Source organism: Bradyrhizobium sp. 4, assembly GCF_023100905.1.
In the GTDB taxonomy this organism is placed as follows: Bacteria; Pseudomonadota; Alphaproteobacteria; order Rhizobiales; family Xanthobacteraceae; genus Bradyrhizobium.
The window spans coordinates 4,121,758-4,136,938 of the sequence record NZ_CP064686.1; the positions used below are offsets into that span (position 1 = coordinate 4,121,758).

The following is a 15,181-nucleotide window of genomic DNA, read 5'->3' on the forward strand; positions in this document are numbered from 1 at the left end:
AAACCATTGTTCCCACAGGAACAATTTTCGATTTGGCACCGCACCAAATTTCCGTCACATTTGGCCCGAATAAGGGTCAGCATATCAGACAAATTCAAGGACGGATTTTATGCGTTTTGCTCGCATTGCGGCGTTCTGTGCCGCTTCAGTTTTCACCCTCGCCGCGCCCGCTTTCGCCCAGACTCCCTATGACGGCAACTGGCAGGTCACCATCGTCACCAAGAGCGGTTCCTGCGAGCCGACCGCAAGCTCCTTGCTGACGGTTGCCGACGGCAAGATCACCGCGCCGGGCGCTAACGTTTCCGGCACCATCGGCAGCGGGGGACTTGTGAAAGTTTCGATCAATGGTGCATATGCCAACGGTCAACTCAGCGGCAACGCCGGATCGGGGAAGTGGAATGGAGCATCTGCAGGCATACCGTGCAGCGGGCGGTGGGAAGCATCGCGCCAATAGAAGAATCGTGACCAGCGGTCTGGGCCAGCGGCTCCTGATTGCGGCTGCCGTCATGTTTGCGGCCGGAATTGCTAATTCCGAGAGCAAGGCCCAGTCGGGCCCGTTTGCCCCGCTGGCAGGCAGCTGGAGCGGCTCGGGAACGGTCACGTTGGATGACGGCTCGACCGAGCGGATCCGCTGCCGGGCCAAATACGCTCCGGTCGGACCGACGATGGAGTTGTCGCTGACCTGCGCCAGCGACGCCTACAAGTTCAACCTCGGCGCCAACGTAAAGGCTGAAGGCAGCGCCATCGCGGGCAGCTGGTCCGAGGCCAGCCGCAATATCAGCGGCTCCCTTTCGGGCCGCGGCGCGGGTGGAAACTATGAGCTGCTCGCCTCCACCGCCGGCTTCAACGCCAACATCTCGCTGAAGACGTCCGGCAACAAGCAGAACGTCACGATGCGTGCCGATAGCCAGTTCCGCGGCGCCAACATCTCGCTGTCGCGCTAAGCCGATACAAGTAGATTGACAATCGACCCGGCGATCACGCCGGGTTGATTTTTTATGTGCCCGGCACGAACGCCGTGACCTCGATCTCGACCTTGGCCCGGTCGTCCACGAGGCCGCCGATGTAGAGCAAGGTCGAGGGCGGGAAATTGCGCCCCAGCGTTTCCTTCCAAGCCGCGCCGATGCCGGACCCGGCTGCCTCATATTCGCTGCGGCTGGTCAGGTACCAGGTCAGGCGGACGATATGCTCGGGGCCGGCGTCGGCCTCGCCCAGGAGCTTGATGACCCGCTTCAGCGCGGTCCCGACCTGCGCGGCCATGTCAGGCGCGTAATTGCCGGTCTCGTCGCCGCCGGTCTGCCCGGCCAACACCACCCAGCGGCCCGGCCCCTCGACCGCGACGCCATGGGAAAAGCCGCGCGGTTTTTTCCACTCGGCCGGCTGCAAGATGTGCATGAGCGAAGATCTCCCGATTTTTCTCGTTGTTCAGTGATGCCTTAGCACGCCGCCATGCATCGCTGCACCGGCAGATTTGGCCGTTGCAAACGGCGACGATGTCGCCGATACCGGCCCTCCCTCAGAACCCTCGCCTCCCAAACCTGCGCCGATGAACACCACACCGTCCAAAACGATGGCTGCCCTGTGGATGGCGGGCTGGCTGTCGCTGATGCTGGTCATGGCGGTCGCCGGGCGCGAGACCACGCGCGAGCTGAATGTATTTCAGATCATGGAAGTGCGTTCGGTGATCGGGTTCACGCTTCTGCTGCCGATCATCTACCGGTCCGGTGGCTTCAAGGCGGTCGCGACCAAGCGCCTGCCCCAGCATCTCGCGCGCAATGGGGTGCATTATTTCGCACAGCTCGGCTGGTTCTACGCACTGACGCTGATCGGGATCGGCCAGGTCGTCGCGATCGAATTCACCATGCCGATCTGGACGGCACTGCTGGCCGCAACATTCCTGTCCGAACGCATGACCGTCTGGAAGATCGCCGCGATCGTGCTCGGTATCGTCGGTGTGGTCATGATCGTGCGGCCCGCCACCGGCGAGATTAATCCGGGCCAGCTGATCGCGCTGGGAGCCGCGATCGGCTTCAGCATCTCCATGATATTGGCGAAATCACTGACTCGGACCGAGAGCGCATTGTCGATCCTATTCTGGATGATCGTCGTGCAGATGGTCGTGGGTCTGCTCCCGACGCTCTATGTCTGGACCTGGCCGTCGGCCTCCCTGTGGGGTTGGCTGTTCGTTATCGGGGTCTGCGGCACATTCTCGCACTATTGCCTCGCCAGCGCGCTCCGGTACGCGGATGCGACCATCGTGGTGCCGATGGACTTTCTGCGGGTTCCGCTCACGGCCACCGTCGGCTGGCTGCTCTATTCCGAGCGGCTCGACTCCTGGACCGTGCTCGGCGCGGCGCTGATCCTCTGCGGCAATCTCCTGAACTTGAAGCCGGCTTCGCCGGTTCCCGCCCGCGCACGCTGAACCTTGCGCCGCTTCGTGCGACAAAACCAAGTGTCCGTGTGATTTAGATCACGTTGGAAGGGTATTCCATCGTGCACATTCTGCCACACTGCAGCGGGTTGAACGCGACGAACTGCCGTTTTGGTGGCGCCAAATCGGCCACTTCGTGTAAGTTCGTTGCCAATCTGTTGCTGCCTGCAATTTCGATTCTGTTGGGGATTCCAGATGCGCACTCTCACCCTCCTCGCGTCGCTGATGTGCATGGTACTGTCGGTCAGTGCCGCGAAGGCCGACCGCCGTGTTGCTTTCGTCGTCGGCAACGGCACCTACAAGAACGTCGCACAATTGCCGAACCCGCCGATCGACGCCAAAGCGATGGCGGCAACGCTGCGCAATGTCGGCTTCGAGGTGATCGAAGGTTCGAACCTCTCGCGCGACCAGATGACGGAGAAGCTGCTGGACTTCGGCCGCAAGGCGCAGGGCTCCGATGTCGCAGTGTTCTATTATGCCGGTCACGGCATCGCGGTCGGCGGCTCCAACTATCTTCTGCCTGTCGATGCCGACATCAAGTCGGAGATGGACGTCAAGCTCGGTGCCGCCATCAACATCGATCTGACGCTCGAGCAGACCATGGGCGACGCTAAGGTCAAGCTGGTCTTCCTTGACGCCTGCCGCGACAATCCGTTCGCCGCCAAGATCAAGTCGAACTCCGCGACCCGCAGCGTCAACGTGCAGAGCGGTCTTGCCGAGATGAAATCCGGCGAAGGCACGCTGATCGCGTTCGCCACCGGTCCGGGCCAGACCGCGCTCGACGGCCAGGAGGGCAACAACAGCCCGTTCACCCGTGCGCTGATCGACAACATCACCAAGCCTGGCATCGAGATCCAGCAGGCAATGACGTCGGTCCGCGCCCAGGTCAACGAGGAGACCCACAAGGGTCAGCTGCCATGGGGCCACACCAATTTGATCGGCGCCGTCTATCTCAACCAGGCTCCGACGACCCAGGTCGCCAATGCGGCACCGACGGCTGCTGGCGTCGTGCCCGCGGCAACAGGCGGCAATTCGGACGGTGTCGAGCTCGAATACTGGCGGTCAGTCAAGGAGAGCAACAAGCCCGAAGAGCTCAACGCCTACCTCTCCACCTACCCGAACGGCCAGTTCAAGGCACTGGCGCTGGCGCGGCTCGCGGCAATCAAGAGCGGCCCGTCGACGACGACCCGCAACCTCAACGCCGGTGTCGATCCTGCCACCTTCACCGACGACGCCAGCCAGCTCACCGAGGACCAGATCGGCCTCGACAAGGGGCAGCGCCGCGACGTGCAGCGCCGCCTGACCGGACTTGGATTCGACACCAAGGTCACCGGGGCGTTCAGCGAGGACACCCGTACGGTGCTCAAGCGCTGGCAGGCGGCACGTGGCTATCCATCGAGCGGCTATCTCAACAAGCTCCAGCACAAGGCCCTGCTGTCGGAGATCGTGGCCTCCGCGCCGACCACTGCGAGCGACGACAGCGCGAAGCCGGCCCGACGTGCCCCGGCCCAGGCGCAGAGCGCACCCGCCCAGCATCGCGGCGGCGGCGGCGACGCCGGCGCAGCCTTCGTCGGCGGCGTCGTCGGCGGCATGATGGGCGGCATGTTCCGCCGCTGAGGCGAGGCCAATCGCAAACAAAAAGCCCGGCTCGCGCCGGGCTTTTTCGTTGCGACTAGCCAAACCTTTGGCGCCTACTTCCCCGCGGCCTTTCGCAGCGCCTCGTTGATGCGATCCTGCCAGCCGGGGCCGCCGGCCTGGAAATGCTCCAGCACGTCCTGGTCAATGCGCAGCGTGACCTGCTCCTTGACCCCCGGCGCCACGTTCTGCTTTGGCGGCGCCGCGGCGACCTTCGCCGTCACCTTCTTGAACGCCGCCTCGGCCTCCGTCCTGGCGTCGCCCAACGTCCGCGGCCGCCTCGGTGGTTGATCCGCCATGTCCTAGATTCCCTCAAACAGAGCCGTCGAAAGATACCGCTCGGAGAAGGACGGCACTATAGCCAGGATGGTTTTTCCCGCAGCTTCCGGCCGCTTGCCGATCTCGATGGCCGCGGCGATCGCGGCGCCCGAGGAGATGCCGCCCGGAATGCCCTCGTGCCGCGCCAGCGCCCGCGAGGTCTCAATCGCCGTCGTGGAGTTGATCTTCACGATCTCGTCGATCACCGAGCGATCGAGGATGTCAGGGACGAAGCCCGCACCGATACCCTGGATCTTGTGCGGCGTATGCTGGCCGCCCGACAGCACCGGGCTCTCCTCCGGCTCGACCGCGACCACGCGCAGCGAGGGCTTGCGCGGCTTCAGCACCTGGCCGACGCCGGTGATGGTGCCGCCGGTGCCGACGCCGGCGACGAAGAAGTCGACGTTGCCGCCGGTGTCGTTCCAGATCTCCTCCGCGGTGGTGCGGCGGTGCACCTCGGGATTGGCGAGATTCTTGAACTGCTGCGGCATCACCGAATTCGGCGTCGTCTTCAACAGCTCTTCGGCCGTAGCGATGGCGCCCTTCATGCCTTGTGCGGCCGGTGTCAGCACCAGCTCCGCGCCGAGAAAGGCCAGCATCTTGCGTCGTTCGATCGACATCGACTCCGGCATGACAAGCTTGAGCCTATAGCCGCGCGACGCGGCGACGAAGGCCAGCGCGATGCCGGTATTGCCGGAGGTCGGTTCGATCAGCACGGTGTCGGGCTTGACGATGCCGGCCTTCTCCATGGCGATGATCATGGCCGCGCCGATGCGATCCTTCACGCTTGCGGCGGGATTGAAATATTCAAGCTTTGCCAAAATGGTCGCGTTCACGCCGTGCATGCCCGGCAGCCGGCGCAAGCGCACGATCGGCGTGTCGCCAAAAGCATCGACGATCGAGTCATAGATCCGGCCGCGGCCGGGTTGGTGCGCTGCACCCGTGGTGGACGATGCGTCCATGATGAACTCCCTGTGGCGACGATTGTGCTTCTGTTGCAGCTCTTGCGCAGTTAGAGACAGCCTGCGGCGACACGCAAGCGAGATTGCGGCACATGTTAAATACGCTGCATCGCAAAATCGCGTGAGCAATAATTATCAGAAAACCAACGCATTTGTGTTGCGACCTCGTCAACTGATTCTGCTTATGTTAGACTTAGGTCTCAAAGCTGGGAGGTCACCACGATGTCAGCAGTCGCTGAAGTGTTGTCGACCGTCGCAACGAACCGCGCTCCGCGTTGCAGTGAGTTGCCGACCTGTCCCGTCTGCGCCGACTCCATGATCGCCGCCGAAGGTTCTGCGTATCTGTCGGAACACGTGATCAGCTATCTCTGGACCTGCGACAATTGCGGCTACGGCTTCGTGACCAAGCACTCCGTCAAGCAGCGTTTCCTCTGCAACTGACCTAGCGCGGGGCGATGTCGCCCCTCGCCCAGTTCTCGCGCGTACGCCGATAGAACTCTTCGAACATGCCCTGTGCGACCGCGTCCCTGATGCCCTGCATCAGAAACTGGTAGTAAGCGATATTGATCTCGGACAGCAGCATCGCACCCAGCGTCTCGCCCGCCTTGACGAGATGATGCAAATAGGCGCGCGCGTAGGTGCGCGCCGACGGCCAGGTACTCTCTTCGTCGAGCGGCCGGGGATCGTCGGCGTGGCGCGCGTTGCGCAAATTCACCTGGCCGAAGCGTGTGAAGGCTACGCCATGCCGGCCATTGCGCGTCGGCATCACGCAGTCGAACATGTCGATGCCGCGCTTGACAGCCTCGAGGATGTCGTCGGGCGTGCCGACGCCCATCAGATAGCGCGGCCGCTCTCTCGGCAGCAGCGGCGCTGTCTCGTCGATCATCGCGAGCATCACGGCTTGCGGCTCACCGACGGCAAGGCCGCCAATCGCATAACCATGGAAACCGATCTCGACGAGGCCTTGCGCGCTGGCATGGCGAAGCTGGGGTATGTCGCCGCCCTGCACGATGCCAAACAGCATGTAGCCGTCGGGCGCGCTCTCGAAGGCGCGCTTGCTTCGCTCGGCCCAGCGCAGCGACAATTGCATTGCGCGGTCGATGTCGGCGCGCTCGGCGGGCAGCCGCACGCATTCGTCCATCTGCATCGCGATATCGGAGCCTAGCAAACGCTGCACCTCGATCGAGCGCTCCGGCGACAGCTCGACCTTGGCACCGTCGATATGCGAACGGAACGTCACGGCGTGCTCGCTGACCTTGCGCAAATCCGCCAGCGACATCACCTGGAAGCCGCCGGAATCCGTCAGCATCGGCCCGTTCCAGCCGGTGAATGTCTGCAAGCCGCCAAGTGCTGCGATCCGCTCGGCGCCGGGGCGCAGCATCAGATGATAGGTATTGCCGAGCACGATGTCGGCACCGGCCTCACGCACCTCGCGCCAGTGCATCCCCTTCATCGCGCCGGCGGTACCGACCGGCATGAAGGCGGGCGTGCGCACCACGCCGTGCGGGGTGGTCAGGCGCCCCGTGCGCGCGGCGCCATCCATGGCGAGCAGTTCGAAATGATTGGGCAGACCGGTGTCAGGACGATTCATGACGGTGCTTATTGCGTGTCGGAGCGGGCCGATCAACCCGCCCAGGCGCTGCATCGGCCGGCTTATGCATCGGATTGGGACAGGGCCACCAATATTTGGAACACGGAAATTTGCGCCTGCCACGCTTGTTGAACAAAACGATACAGTGTAGTTTTATCCCCGGGGCTGGATGAGCTGCCGCGGCGATGTTGCCGGCGGCGGTAGATGCGTGATCGCCAGCCACCGACAATGCCCTTCCCTTTAAATTCGACTGACACGTCCGGCAGTTCGCATGGCTGGGCAAGGCAGACCTGCGCCCGCCTGTTCGGATGGCTGGTCCTGACGTGTAGCCTGGCGCTCGGCGCCTGCACCTCCCTGCCCCGCACGCCCTATACGGCCGCTGAAGCCAGCACATCGCGCGTGCTCGATATCGACGGCCTGCGGCGCTACGCCGACGAACCCATCACGAGATTCAGCTTCGAGAAGGACACCAGCACCGCGACCAAGTCCTACCTGGCGCTGTCAGGCGGCGGCGCCGATGGTGCCTACGGCGTCGGCGTGCTCAACGGCTGGACCGCGGCCAGAACCCGTCCCACCTTCTCGGTCGTCTCGGGCGTGAGCACCGGCGGCCTGATTGCACCCTTTGCGTTTCTCGGCTCGCGATATGACGACACGCTGAAGGAGGTCTACACCAGCGGCGTCGCGGAGAGCCTGTTGAGCGATCCCAGCATCATGCGCGTGCTGTTCGGATCCGGCCTGTTCGGCAACACGCGGCTGCGCGAGCTCGTCGCCCGTTATGTCGGGCCCGAGATCATGGCGCAGGTCGCGCGTGAAAACGCCAAAGGGCGCAAGTTGCTGGTGGTGACGACAGATCTCGACACCCAGCGCACCGCGATCTGGGACATGGGCAAGATCGCCACGATCGGCACGCCCGAGGCGCTCAAGCTGTTTCGCGACGTGATGGCGGCCTCCGCCAGCATCCCGCTGGTGTTTCCGCCGATCATGATCGACGCCGAAGGCGAGGGCCGCAGGTTTCAGGAGATGCATGTCGACGGCGGCGTAACGGCCCCGGTGCTGACGCTGCCGGAAGCCCTGCTTTTCCAGGGCAGTCGCCTGCCCGGCCCTGCGAAGCTGGACATCTACATCCTCGTCAACAAGAAGATCGAACGCAATTTCGAGCTCGTCTCCAACAGCACCATCGACGTCGCCTCACGCAGCCTGTCGTCGATCACCCAGTCGCAAACCCGCTCGATCATCTTCTCGACCTATGATTTTGCCAGGCGCAACCGCCTGGGCTTCCATCTCTCCTACATCGCGCGCGATTATCCGGCGGCCCCCTCGGAAGGGTTCGACACCGCCTATATGCGGGCGCTGTATCAGTATGGATATGAGAAGGCGGCTTCGGGCCAGGCCTGGACTTCGACGCTTCCGTGAGCGCTCGCTGAGGAACGGGGCCGTGCCGAGACGGTTGACGATGCGGGCCATTCGGCCAGATTGGCCATGACGCACCCGTTGCTGCGCGTTATAGAGCATCACTGATGTCACGACTGCGCAGGAATCATTGGGCATGGGATTGACTGCGAGCAGGACCAGACCGGCAGCTCAGCGGCGCGAGGTGCCGAAATCGCGCGGCGGCCGGCCGACGAAAAGCGCCGCGATCGAGCGCGATCAGCGGCTGATCGAGGTCGCCACCCGCCTGTTCCTGGATCGCGGCTTTGACGCCACCTCGCTCGATGCGGTCGCGGAAGCCGCGCGAGTGAGCAAGCCCACCGTCTATGCCCGTTACGGCGACAAGCGCGGCCTGTTCGCCGCCGTGCTGCGGCGTGAGATCGCGCGATGGCTTGCACCGCTGTCCGCGGCCGCCGAGACGAAGCTCAGCAGCGCCTCGGACATCTCGGTCGAGCAGCGGCTGGTCGAGATCGGGCGCGAGATGCTGACATTCACCTGCGGTCCCGATGCCGTCGCCTTCAGCCGCATGATGACGTCGCAGGCCATCAACTTCCCCGACATCGCCAAGCTCGGCAAGGAGGAAGGCTGGCTCAAGGCCGTCGCCACCACGGCGCGCTTCTTCGATCATCTGGTGGCGCAAGGCGCGCTCGATGTCGACGACACCACCATCGCGGCGGAAGTGTTTCTCGACGTCGTCGTCGGTCACAACCATCGCCTGGCGACGTTTGGAACGCCGCCGGAGATGAAGGTCGCGGAAAAGCGCATGCGCGCTGCGATCAAGCTGTTCCTGGCAGGCGCGCTGGGATCTGCGGACGACAGCCAGAGTGCAGCCAAGACCACGCAGCGGCGGCGCCCCTCGCGCTGACAATTCCGTGAGGTTGCGATCTTTCCTAGGGATCCCGAGGCCGTGCCGTTGACCAAAACAAAACGATACGGTATGGTTTAATTATAGGGCGATGCGGATCGCTTTTTCACCAGCCCCAAAGAGGTCCGCACCGCCTCGATCGCCGCGGCGGACAGCCCGTCACGACGCTCAGCGGCCGACCGATGCCCAAGGTCGGCCGCAAATTCTTTACGATCATCCGGCACACTCGCTGGCCGAGGGGTTCGAGCATGACGACGGCCAAACGACGGATCGCGGGATTGCTCGCACTCGCCCTATCCGCACTCCTCCTCGCCGCGCCGGCGCGGGCGATCGTGAGCTCGGGTACGCCGACCACGCTTCACAGCGACACAGATGGTGACGCCGAGGCTGATCGCCAAGCGGTCAGTCGCGAGATCGAGCGCTTCCGCAGCTCGTCGATCTCGATCAACCAGGCCATGGCGATTGCGGAAGCCCGCCACGCCGGTGCCACCACGGCGGATGTGAGTTTCGACGGAGCCTCCGGCGTGCCGGTCTACCGGGTGAAGACCCTGCACAATGACCGGATCTGGCGCCACACCATCAATGCCGCGACCGGCGAGCTCGTCGGCGGGGAAGCCGCCCTCCCTCTGGCCGAGCTCGACCTCGACGATCGCAGCAACCTCGCAGCGCTCGGTGCCATCAAGCACCGACTTGCGGATGCCGTGCACGTCGCCGAACGCGCGGCCTCCGGCAAAGCGATCAGCGGCGGGCTGGTGCGCGAAAGCGGCCGGCTGAATTTCGCGATCGTCGTCATCAGTGGCGACAACCTCAAGGAGGTCATCCTCGAACCGCCGGGCGCCCGGACCAAATAGCGGTAGCCCCAATCCCGCCGAAAAGCCATTGACGGGCGCAAGACTCTCCCGCATAAGCTCCCGCCATGTTCACGACCACCAAACGCGCGACTAAAACCACCACGGCCTTCGGGGCCCGGGGAGGTGTGCGCGTGTAGTCGTCGACTAGAACGCAATCACTCTACCGAAGCCCCGCCCTCGTTGGTCCGGGGCTTTTTTGTTGTCTGAATTCTCAAATCAATGGAGGACACCGTGAGTAACGATCCCGTCGTCGCGATTGTCGGCGTCACCGGTGCGGTGGGCGCCGAATTCATCGCCACCATGGACAAGCGCGGCTTTGGCGTCGGCAAGCTCAAGGCGTTGGCCAGCGCCCGCTCGGCCGGCAAGACGGTGTCGTTCCGTGGACAGAACGTGGTCATTGAGGAGCTGACCGAACGCGCTTTCGAAGGCGTCGACATCGCCCTGTTCTCCGCCGGCGGCAGCATTTCGAAGAAGTTCGCGCCGATCGCGGTCAAGGCCGGAGCCGTCGTCGTCGACAACTCCTCCGCCTTCCGCATGGACCCGAACGTGCCGCTGGTGATCCCCGAGATCAACCCGAACCGCATCCGCGACCACAAGGGTATCATCGCCAACCCGAACTGCGCCGCCATCACGGCGCTGGTGCCGCTGTGGCCGATCCACCAGAGCAACCGCATCAAGCGCGTGATCATCTCGACCTACCAGGCGGCCTCCGGCGCCGGCGCTGCCGCGATGGACGAGCTGGTCGAGTCCACCCGCGCCAACCTCAACGGGCAGGTTTATACGCCGAAGGTGATGCCGCATCCCTACGCGTTCAACCTCTTCAACCACAACACGGCGATCGACCCTGACACCGGCTACAACGACGAAGAGACCAAGGTCATCAACGAAACCCGCAAGATCTTCGAGGACGACAAGATCGCGATCGGCGTCACCTGCGTGCGCGTGCCGGTGCTGCGGGCTCATTGCGAGGCCATCACCTTCGAATGCGAGAAGCCAATCAGCGAGGATCAGGTCCGCGCCATCATGGCGCGAGCGCCCGGCGTCAGGATCGTCGACGACCGCGCCAAGAACTACTTTCCGATGCCGATCGACGCCTCGGGCCAGGACGACGTCCTGGTCGGCCGCATCCGCAAGGATCTCAGCGACCCCTCCGGGCATTCGATCTCGATGTTCGTGGCGGCGGACCAGCTGCTCAAGGGCGCGGCGCTCAACGCGGTGCAGATCGCGGAGCTGTTGCCACAGCGGGTGATGGCGTAACGGACGGTGCCGTAGGGTGGGCAAAGGCGCGCAAGCGCCGTGCCCACCATTTCCCTCGCGCATCCACGAAAGATGGTGGGCACGCTTCGCTCTGCCCACCCTACTCCGCCAAAATTAGTCGTGCGCCCGAAACAACAGACACGCATCGCCATACGAATAGAACCGATAGCCGGTCGCGATCGCGTGTGCATACGCCTGCTGCATCGTCTCCAGCCCGGAGAACGCCGACACCAGCATGAACAGTGTCGACTTCGGCAAATGGAAATTGGTCAGCAGAACGTCGACGGCGCGGAAGCGGTAGCCGGGAGTGATGAAGATCGACGTCTCCGCGGCGAACGGCTCAATGGTGCCGTCCTCGCTGGCTGCGCTTTCGAGCAGGCGCAACGACGTGGTGCCAACCGCGATGATACGGCCGCCGTTCTTGCGCGCGGTGTTGAGTCGTTCCGCCGTCTCGGCCGAGAGCGAGCCCCACTCGGCATGCATCTTGTGGCCTTCGGTGTCGTCCACTTTCACCGGCAGGAAGGTCCCTGCCCCGACATGCAGCGTAACGCGATTGATGCCGACACCGCGCGTGTGCAGCGCCTGCTCCAGCTCCGGCGTGAAATGCAGGCCGGCTGTCGGCGCGGCAACGGCGCCCTCATTCGCCGCGAACATGGTCTGGTAGTCGGCGAGATCCTGATCGTCAGGGGTACGTTTCGAGGCGATGTAGGGCGGCAGCGGCGGGCTGCCGAGATCGGCGATGGCTTGATCCAGTGTCGGGCCGTGGAACGAAAATGACAGCGTCACCTCGCCCTCCACGCCCTTGGCCTCGACCTCGGCGTCGAGATGGCCAAGCAAGCAGACCTTTCCCTCATTGCCGAAGCGGATGCGGTCGCCGGCTGCGAGTTTCTTGGCCGGCTTCACCAGTGCCTGCCAGCGCGAACCGTCGAGGCGCTTGATCAGCGTTGCCTCGATCTTCGGCTCGGTCTCGCGGCCAATGCGACGGCCTTTCAATTGCGCCGCGATCACCTTGGTGTCGTTGACGACGAGCTGGTCGCCCGGCTTCAACCATTGCGACAGATCGGCGATGATATGGTCGCGCAGCGTGCCGTGGTCGACAACCAGCATCTTCGCGGAGTCGCGCGGGCTCGCCGGGCGCAATGCGATGTGCTCGGCGGGCAGGTCGAAATCGAAGAGGTCGGTGCGCATCGCGTGCTCACGGCCGTACAGTCAGACCCTCATGGTGAGGAGGCGCGGAGCGCCGTCTCGAACCATGAAGGCCGGGCTGCAGCAGCGGGGCCTTCATCCTTCGAGACGCGCGTTCCGCGCGCCTCAGGATGAGGGTTGAACGCCTACTCCGCGTCAGCCGCCATTCGCGCCTTGACGATCTTGTCGGGGTTCTGCACGGGCTCGCCGCGCTTGATCTTGTCGACGTTCTCCATGCCCTCGGTGACCTTGCCCCACACCGTGTACTGGTTGTCGAGGAAGCGGGCGTCGTCGAACACGATAAAGAACTGGCTGTCGCCGGAATCCGGGCTGGCGGCGCGCGCCATCGAGGTGGTGCCGCGCACATGCGGCTCCTTGTTGAACTCGGCCTTCAGCTTCTTGCCGGAGCCCCCGGTGCCGGTGCCCTGCGGGCAGCCGGTCTGCGCCATGAAGCCGTCGATCACGCGATGGAACACGATGCCGTCGTAGAAGCCTTCACGCACGAGTTCCTTGATGCGCGCGACGTGGCCCGGCGCCAGATCAGGCCGCATCTCGATGGTGACGGGGCCCTGCGTAGTTTCGAGGATCAGTGTGTTTTCGGTGGCGCTCATGCTCGTCTCTCTTGGGTTGGGGGTGAAGTCCTGTCAGGTGAAGATTTGCGGTTGCGAAACTGGATCGCGAATGGACGCCCCGCAGCGGCGCCAGCCATCGCATCGGTAAATGGCATCGGCGTGCAGCGTTGCAATGCCTCCATCACCGCGATCCGGTATTGCAGCCGGTCATCGTCGGAGGCCTCCGCGGATTCATAGGTAATCCTCGGATGGCCCAGAATGTTTCCAGCCCGGTTAAAGCTCACGACGACGGTGATGTCGATCGGGCGGGCCTTGGCGGCGGGCGGCGGCTTCCAGCAGGTGCGCAGATGCCGGAAGATGTCCTGGATGGTGTTGACCTGTGCGTCGTCGGCGACCGCGCCGGGGACGCCGAGCAGCAGCACCGCGGCAACCAACAGGAGCTTGCCACCGCAGCGCGCCATCGCCTCTCCTACTTGATGTCGGAAGCGACCTGCACCTTCACCATCTTGTCGGGGTCGGTGACGGTGCCGCCGCTTGATCCGCGAGGCGCCTTCTTCAGCTTGTCGACGACGTCCATGCCCTGCACGACCTCGCCGATCACGGTGTACTGGTTGTCGAGGCTGCCGCCGTCGGCGAACATGATGAAGAACTGCGAATTGGCGGTGTCGACGCTGTCGCCGCGCCGGGCCATGCCGACGATGCCGCGCGCAAAATGCACCTTGGAGAATTCCTGCTTCAGGTTCGGATATTTCGACCCGCCGGTGCCGTTGAAGTTCTGACCGTCGCCGGTCTGCGCCATGAAGCCGTCCATGACGCGGTGGAACGGCACGTTGTTGTAATAACCCTCGCGCGCGAGCTGCTTGATGCGCTCGGCGTGCTGGGGCGCAAGGTCCGGCCTCAGCTTGATGACGATGCGGCCCTTGGTGGAGTCGATGACGATGGCGTTGGCCTTGTCGAGGCCGGCCGGCAAAGTTTGCGCGAACGCCGGCACTGCGAACAGAACCGCGGCAAGAACTGCGAGAATTCGGATCATGACAACTCCGGATCAGAGATGAGAAAGGAAACGCGCCGTTATCAGGCGAATTTTGCCTTGAGCTGGGCCGCAACCAGCGGCGGGACGAAGGCCGAGACATCCCCGCCCATGGCTGCGATCTGGCGCACCAAAGTGGCGGTGATCGGGCGGACCATGGGAGAAGCCGGCAGGAAGACCGTATGCACCTCGGGCGCCATGGCCTCGTTCATGCCGGCGAGCTGCATCTCGTAGTCGAGGTCGGTGCCGTCGCGCAGGCCCCGAATCATGATCGTCGCCCCGTGCTTGCGCGCCGAGGTCACCGACAGGTCGTCAAACGTCGCAGCTTCGAGCACGCAGCCAGCCTGGGCCGCCACCGGCCCGCAGACGTCGTGGAGCATCTTGAGCCGCTCCTCGGTCGAGAACAGCGGCTTCTTGCCGGGATGGACCCCGATCGCGACAACGAGCCTGTCGCACAGCGACACGCTGTGCCGGACCACGTCCAGATGGCCGTTGGTGATGGGGTCGAAGGAACCTGGATAGAAGGCAATGCGCGGCATGGCCACGTCCTACCGCGCCCGGCCCGGCCCGGCAAGCCGGTCCGGTTCCCTGGCGGTTTTTCCGCAAAACCATGTCGGAATGCGCCGAATTGTTTCGTCCTGAGGGGGCCACGAAACAAAACGGGGCGCGAACGAAACCATTTCCCACGTTCGCGAAGACGTCCGGAAACTGGCCATGGTTACTAATCCGGCCAACGAACGACGGGCCGCACACTGGGCGTAGCGGTCGCATCACAGGGGACTGTCATGATCAAAGCTCTTTCGGCGATCGCCATTTCTGCGTGTGTTGCTGCCGCCCTCACCCTCCTGCCCGGCTTCGCCCCGACCGTCGAGGCGAGCGTGCCGCAGCCGCTCGCCAAGAGCGACCGGCTCGATATCCGCACCATCGGCAAGGACTGCTCGCAGCAGGCTTGGCCGAATTTCGAGGCGTCGTGCCTTCGCCAGGCCGGCACCAAAGCCAACATCCGCGAGGCTCGTCTCGTGACCGCCAACCGCACTCCGTAGCGGGGTCTGTCAG

General features: G+C 64.0%; 19 protein-coding genes. 10 read left to right on the forward strand and 9 right to left on the reverse strand.

Annotation, left to right across the window (positions count from 1 at the left end):
• Window positions 1-109: 109 nt before the first annotated feature.
• Window positions 110-454 (forward strand): hypothetical protein, encoded by a 345-nt coding sequence (locus IVB45_RS19305; protein WP_007590760.1) that lies wholly within the window; start codon window positions 110-112, stop codon window positions 452-454.
• Window positions 399-944: a hypothetical protein gene (locus tag IVB45_RS19310; RefSeq protein ID WP_027567036.1), complete on the forward strand. Its 546-nt coding sequence runs from the start codon at window positions 399-401 to the stop codon at window positions 942-944. Before IVB45_RS19305 ends, IVB45_RS19310 begins: the two co-directional genes overlap by 56 nt.
• A gap of 52 nt (window positions 945-996) precedes the next feature.
• On the opposite strand, the gene IVB45_RS19315 is transcribed toward IVB45_RS19310, so the two are convergent.
• Complete coding sequence (locus IVB45_RS19315; protein WP_247289857.1) at window positions 997-1,395, reverse strand: Rid family hydrolase; 399 nt, start codon at window positions 1,393-1,395, stop codon at window positions 997-999.
• Window positions 1,396-1,546: 151 nt separating this feature from the next.
• Here IVB45_RS19315 and IVB45_RS19320 point away from each other — a divergent pair, with 151 nt between their 5' ends.
• The gene (locus IVB45_RS19320; protein ID WP_027567038.1) at window positions 1,547-2,422 is read left to right on the forward strand and encodes a DMT family transporter; all 876 of its coding nucleotides are present in this window, start codon (window positions 1,547-1,549) and stop codon (window positions 2,420-2,422) included.
• A 204-nt stretch (window positions 2,423-2,626) separates the two neighbouring features.
• The gene (locus tag IVB45_RS19325) at window positions 2,627-4,048 is read left to right on the forward strand and encodes a caspase family protein (RefSeq protein WP_027567039.1); all 1,422 of its coding nucleotides are present in this window, start codon (window positions 2,627-2,629) and stop codon (window positions 4,046-4,048) included.
• A gap of 74 nt (window positions 4,049-4,122) precedes the next feature.
• Here the strand turns inward: IVB45_RS19325 and IVB45_RS19330 are convergent, their stop codons facing one another.
• Both IVB45_RS19330 and cysK read right to left on the reverse strand, forming a co-directional pair.
• Window positions 4,123-4,365 carry a BrnA antitoxin family protein gene (locus tag IVB45_RS19330; protein ID WP_027518078.1) on the reverse strand — a complete coding sequence of 81 codons (243 nt, stop codon included), beginning with the start codon at window positions 4,363-4,365 and terminating at the stop codon, window positions 4,123-4,125.
• Window positions 4,366-4,368: 3 nt separating this feature from the next.
• The gene (gene cysK / locus IVB45_RS19335) at window positions 4,369-5,346 is read right to left on the reverse strand and encodes a cysteine synthase A (protein WP_247359400.1); all 978 of its coding nucleotides are present in this window, start codon (window positions 5,344-5,346) and stop codon (window positions 4,369-4,371) included.
• A gap of 222 nt (window positions 5,347-5,568) precedes the next feature.
• On the opposite strand from cysK, the gene IVB45_RS19340 reads away from it, so the two are divergent.
• Window positions 5,569-5,787: a hypothetical protein gene (locus IVB45_RS19340; protein WP_027567041.1), complete on the forward strand. Its 219-nt coding sequence runs from the start codon at window positions 5,569-5,571 to the stop codon at window positions 5,785-5,787.
• 1 nt (window position 5,788) lies between these two features.
• Here the strand turns inward: IVB45_RS19340 and tgt are convergent, their stop codons facing one another.
• On the reverse strand, window positions 5,789-6,937 hold the full coding sequence (tgt, locus tag IVB45_RS19345; protein ID WP_247289832.1) for a tRNA guanosine(34) transglycosylase Tgt: 1,149 nt from the start codon (window positions 6,935-6,937) through the stop codon (window positions 5,789-5,791).
• Window positions 6,938-7,141: 204 nt separating this feature from the next.
• Between tgt and IVB45_RS19350 the strand changes: the two genes are divergently transcribed.
• From IVB45_RS19350 to IVB45_RS19365, 4 genes are all read left to right on the forward strand, one after another.
• Window positions 7,142-8,350, forward strand: coding sequence for a patatin-like phospholipase family protein (locus IVB45_RS19350; RefSeq protein WP_027567043.1), 1,209 nt, complete (start codon window positions 7,142-7,144; stop codon window positions 8,348-8,350).
• 133 nt (window positions 8,351-8,483) lie between these two features.
• Window positions 8,484-9,230 (forward strand): TetR/AcrR family transcriptional regulator, encoded by a 747-nt coding sequence (locus IVB45_RS19355; RefSeq protein WP_247289827.1) that lies wholly within the window; start codon window positions 8,484-8,486, stop codon window positions 9,228-9,230.
• Between the two features lie 248 nt (window positions 9,231-9,478).
• Window positions 9,479-10,081 (forward strand): PepSY domain-containing protein, encoded by a 603-nt coding sequence (locus IVB45_RS19360; RefSeq protein ID WP_247359401.1) that lies wholly within the window; start codon window positions 9,479-9,481, stop codon window positions 10,079-10,081.
• A 219-nt stretch (window positions 10,082-10,300) separates the two neighbouring features.
• Entirely contained in the window at window positions 10,301-11,338 is a 1,038-nt protein-coding gene (locus IVB45_RS19365; protein ID WP_247359404.1) for an aspartate-semialdehyde dehydrogenase, read from the forward strand.
• Window positions 11,339-11,452: 114 nt separating this feature from the next.
• On the opposite strand, the gene queA is transcribed toward IVB45_RS19365, so the two are convergent.
• The 5 genes from queA to coaD all read right to left on the reverse strand — a co-directional run bounded on the left by queA (window position 11,453) and on the right by coaD (window position 14,664).
• Window positions 11,453-12,526, reverse strand: a complete 1,074-nt coding sequence (queA, locus tag IVB45_RS19370) for a tRNA preQ1(34) S-adenosylmethionine ribosyltransferase-isomerase QueA (protein WP_247289806.1) — start codon at window positions 12,524-12,526, stop codon at window positions 11,453-11,455.
• A 143-nt stretch (window positions 12,527-12,669) separates the two neighbouring features.
• On the reverse strand, window positions 12,670-13,134 hold the full coding sequence (locus IVB45_RS19375) for a peptidylprolyl isomerase (protein WP_007590736.1): 465 nt from the start codon (window positions 13,132-13,134) through the stop codon (window positions 12,670-12,672).
• Window positions 13,131-13,556, reverse strand: coding sequence for a hypothetical protein (locus tag IVB45_RS19380; protein WP_247289804.1), 426 nt, complete (start codon window positions 13,554-13,556; stop codon window positions 13,131-13,133). The genes IVB45_RS19375 and IVB45_RS19380 overlap by 4 nt, the downstream gene beginning before the upstream one ends.
• A gap of 8 nt (window positions 13,557-13,564) precedes the next feature.
• Complete coding sequence (locus tag IVB45_RS19385) at window positions 13,565-14,128, reverse strand: peptidylprolyl isomerase (protein ID WP_247359405.1); 564 nt, start codon at window positions 14,126-14,128, stop codon at window positions 13,565-13,567.
• 41 nt (window positions 14,129-14,169) lie between these two features.
• Window positions 14,170-14,664, reverse strand: coding sequence for a pantetheine-phosphate adenylyltransferase (coaD, locus tag IVB45_RS19390; RefSeq protein ID WP_007610644.1), 495 nt, complete (start codon window positions 14,662-14,664; stop codon window positions 14,170-14,172).
• A gap of 246 nt (window positions 14,665-14,910) precedes the next feature.
• Between coaD and IVB45_RS19395 the strand changes: the two genes are divergently transcribed.
• A complete protein-coding gene (locus IVB45_RS19395; protein ID WP_247289802.1) occupies window positions 14,911-15,168 on the forward strand; it encodes a hypothetical protein in 258 nt (85 codons plus the stop codon).
• The last annotated feature ends 13 nt before the right edge of the window (window positions 15,169-15,181 follow it).

What these genes read in the sequence shown, in the direction of transcription:
- IVB45_RS19305 (WP_007590760.1), top strand. Translation starts at nt 110, where the DNA reads ATGCGTTTTGCTCGCATTGCGGCGTTCTGTGCCGCTTCAGTTTTCACC.
- IVB45_RS19310 (WP_027567036.1), top strand. Translation starts at nt 399, where the DNA reads ATGGAGCATCTGCAGGCATACCGTGCAGCGGGCGGTGGGAAGCATCGC.
- IVB45_RS19315 (WP_247289857.1), bottom strand. Translation starts at nt 1,395, where the DNA reads ATGCACATCTTGCAGCCGGCCGAGTGGAAAAAACCGCGCGGCTTTTCC.
- IVB45_RS19320 (WP_027567038.1), top strand. Translation starts at nt 1,547, where the DNA reads ATGAACACCACACCGTCCAAAACGATGGCTGCCCTGTGGATGGCGGGC.
- IVB45_RS19325 (WP_027567039.1), top strand. Translation starts at nt 2,627, where the DNA reads ATGCGCACTCTCACCCTCCTCGCGTCGCTGATGTGCATGGTACTGTCG.
- IVB45_RS19330 (WP_027518078.1), bottom strand. Translation starts at nt 4,365, where the DNA reads ATGGCGGATCAACCACCGAGGCGGCCGCGGACGTTGGGCGACGCCAGG.
- cysK (WP_247359400.1), bottom strand. Translation starts at nt 5,346, where the DNA reads ATGGACGCATCGTCCACCACGGGTGCAGCGCACCAACCCGGCCGCGGC.
- IVB45_RS19340 (WP_027567041.1), top strand. Translation starts at nt 5,569, where the DNA reads ATGTCAGCAGTCGCTGAAGTGTTGTCGACCGTCGCAACGAACCGCGCT.
- tgt (WP_247289832.1), bottom strand. Translation starts at nt 6,937, where the DNA reads ATGAATCGTCCTGACACCGGTCTGCCCAATCATTTCGAACTGCTCGCC.
- IVB45_RS19350 (WP_027567043.1), top strand. Translation starts at nt 7,142, where the DNA reads ATGCGTGATCGCCAGCCACCGACAATGCCCTTCCCTTTAAATTCGACT.
- IVB45_RS19355 (WP_247289827.1), top strand. Translation starts at nt 8,484, where the DNA reads ATGGGATTGACTGCGAGCAGGACCAGACCGGCAGCTCAGCGGCGCGAG.
- IVB45_RS19360 (WP_247359401.1), top strand. Translation starts at nt 9,479, where the DNA reads ATGACGACGGCCAAACGACGGATCGCGGGATTGCTCGCACTCGCCCTA.
- IVB45_RS19365 (WP_247359404.1), top strand. Translation starts at nt 10,301, where the DNA reads ATGGAGGACACCGTGAGTAACGATCCCGTCGTCGCGATTGTCGGCGTC.
- queA (WP_247289806.1), bottom strand. Translation starts at nt 12,526, where the DNA reads ATGCGCACCGACCTCTTCGATTTCGACCTGCCCGCCGAGCACATCGCA.
- IVB45_RS19375 (WP_007590736.1), bottom strand. Translation starts at nt 13,134, where the DNA reads ATGAGCGCCACCGAAAACACACTGATCCTCGAAACTACGCAGGGCCCC.
- IVB45_RS19380 (WP_247289804.1), bottom strand. Translation starts at nt 13,556, where the DNA reads ATGGCGCGCTGCGGTGGCAAGCTCCTGTTGGTTGCCGCGGTGCTGCTG.
- IVB45_RS19385 (WP_247359405.1), bottom strand. Translation starts at nt 14,128, where the DNA reads ATGATCCGAATTCTCGCAGTTCTTGCCGCGGTTCTGTTCGCAGTGCCG.
- coaD (WP_007610644.1), bottom strand. Translation starts at nt 14,664, where the DNA reads ATGCCGCGCATTGCCTTCTATCCAGGTTCCTTCGACCCCATCACCAAC.
- IVB45_RS19395 (WP_247289802.1), top strand. Translation starts at nt 14,911, where the DNA reads ATGATCAAAGCTCTTTCGGCGATCGCCATTTCTGCGTGTGTTGCTGCC.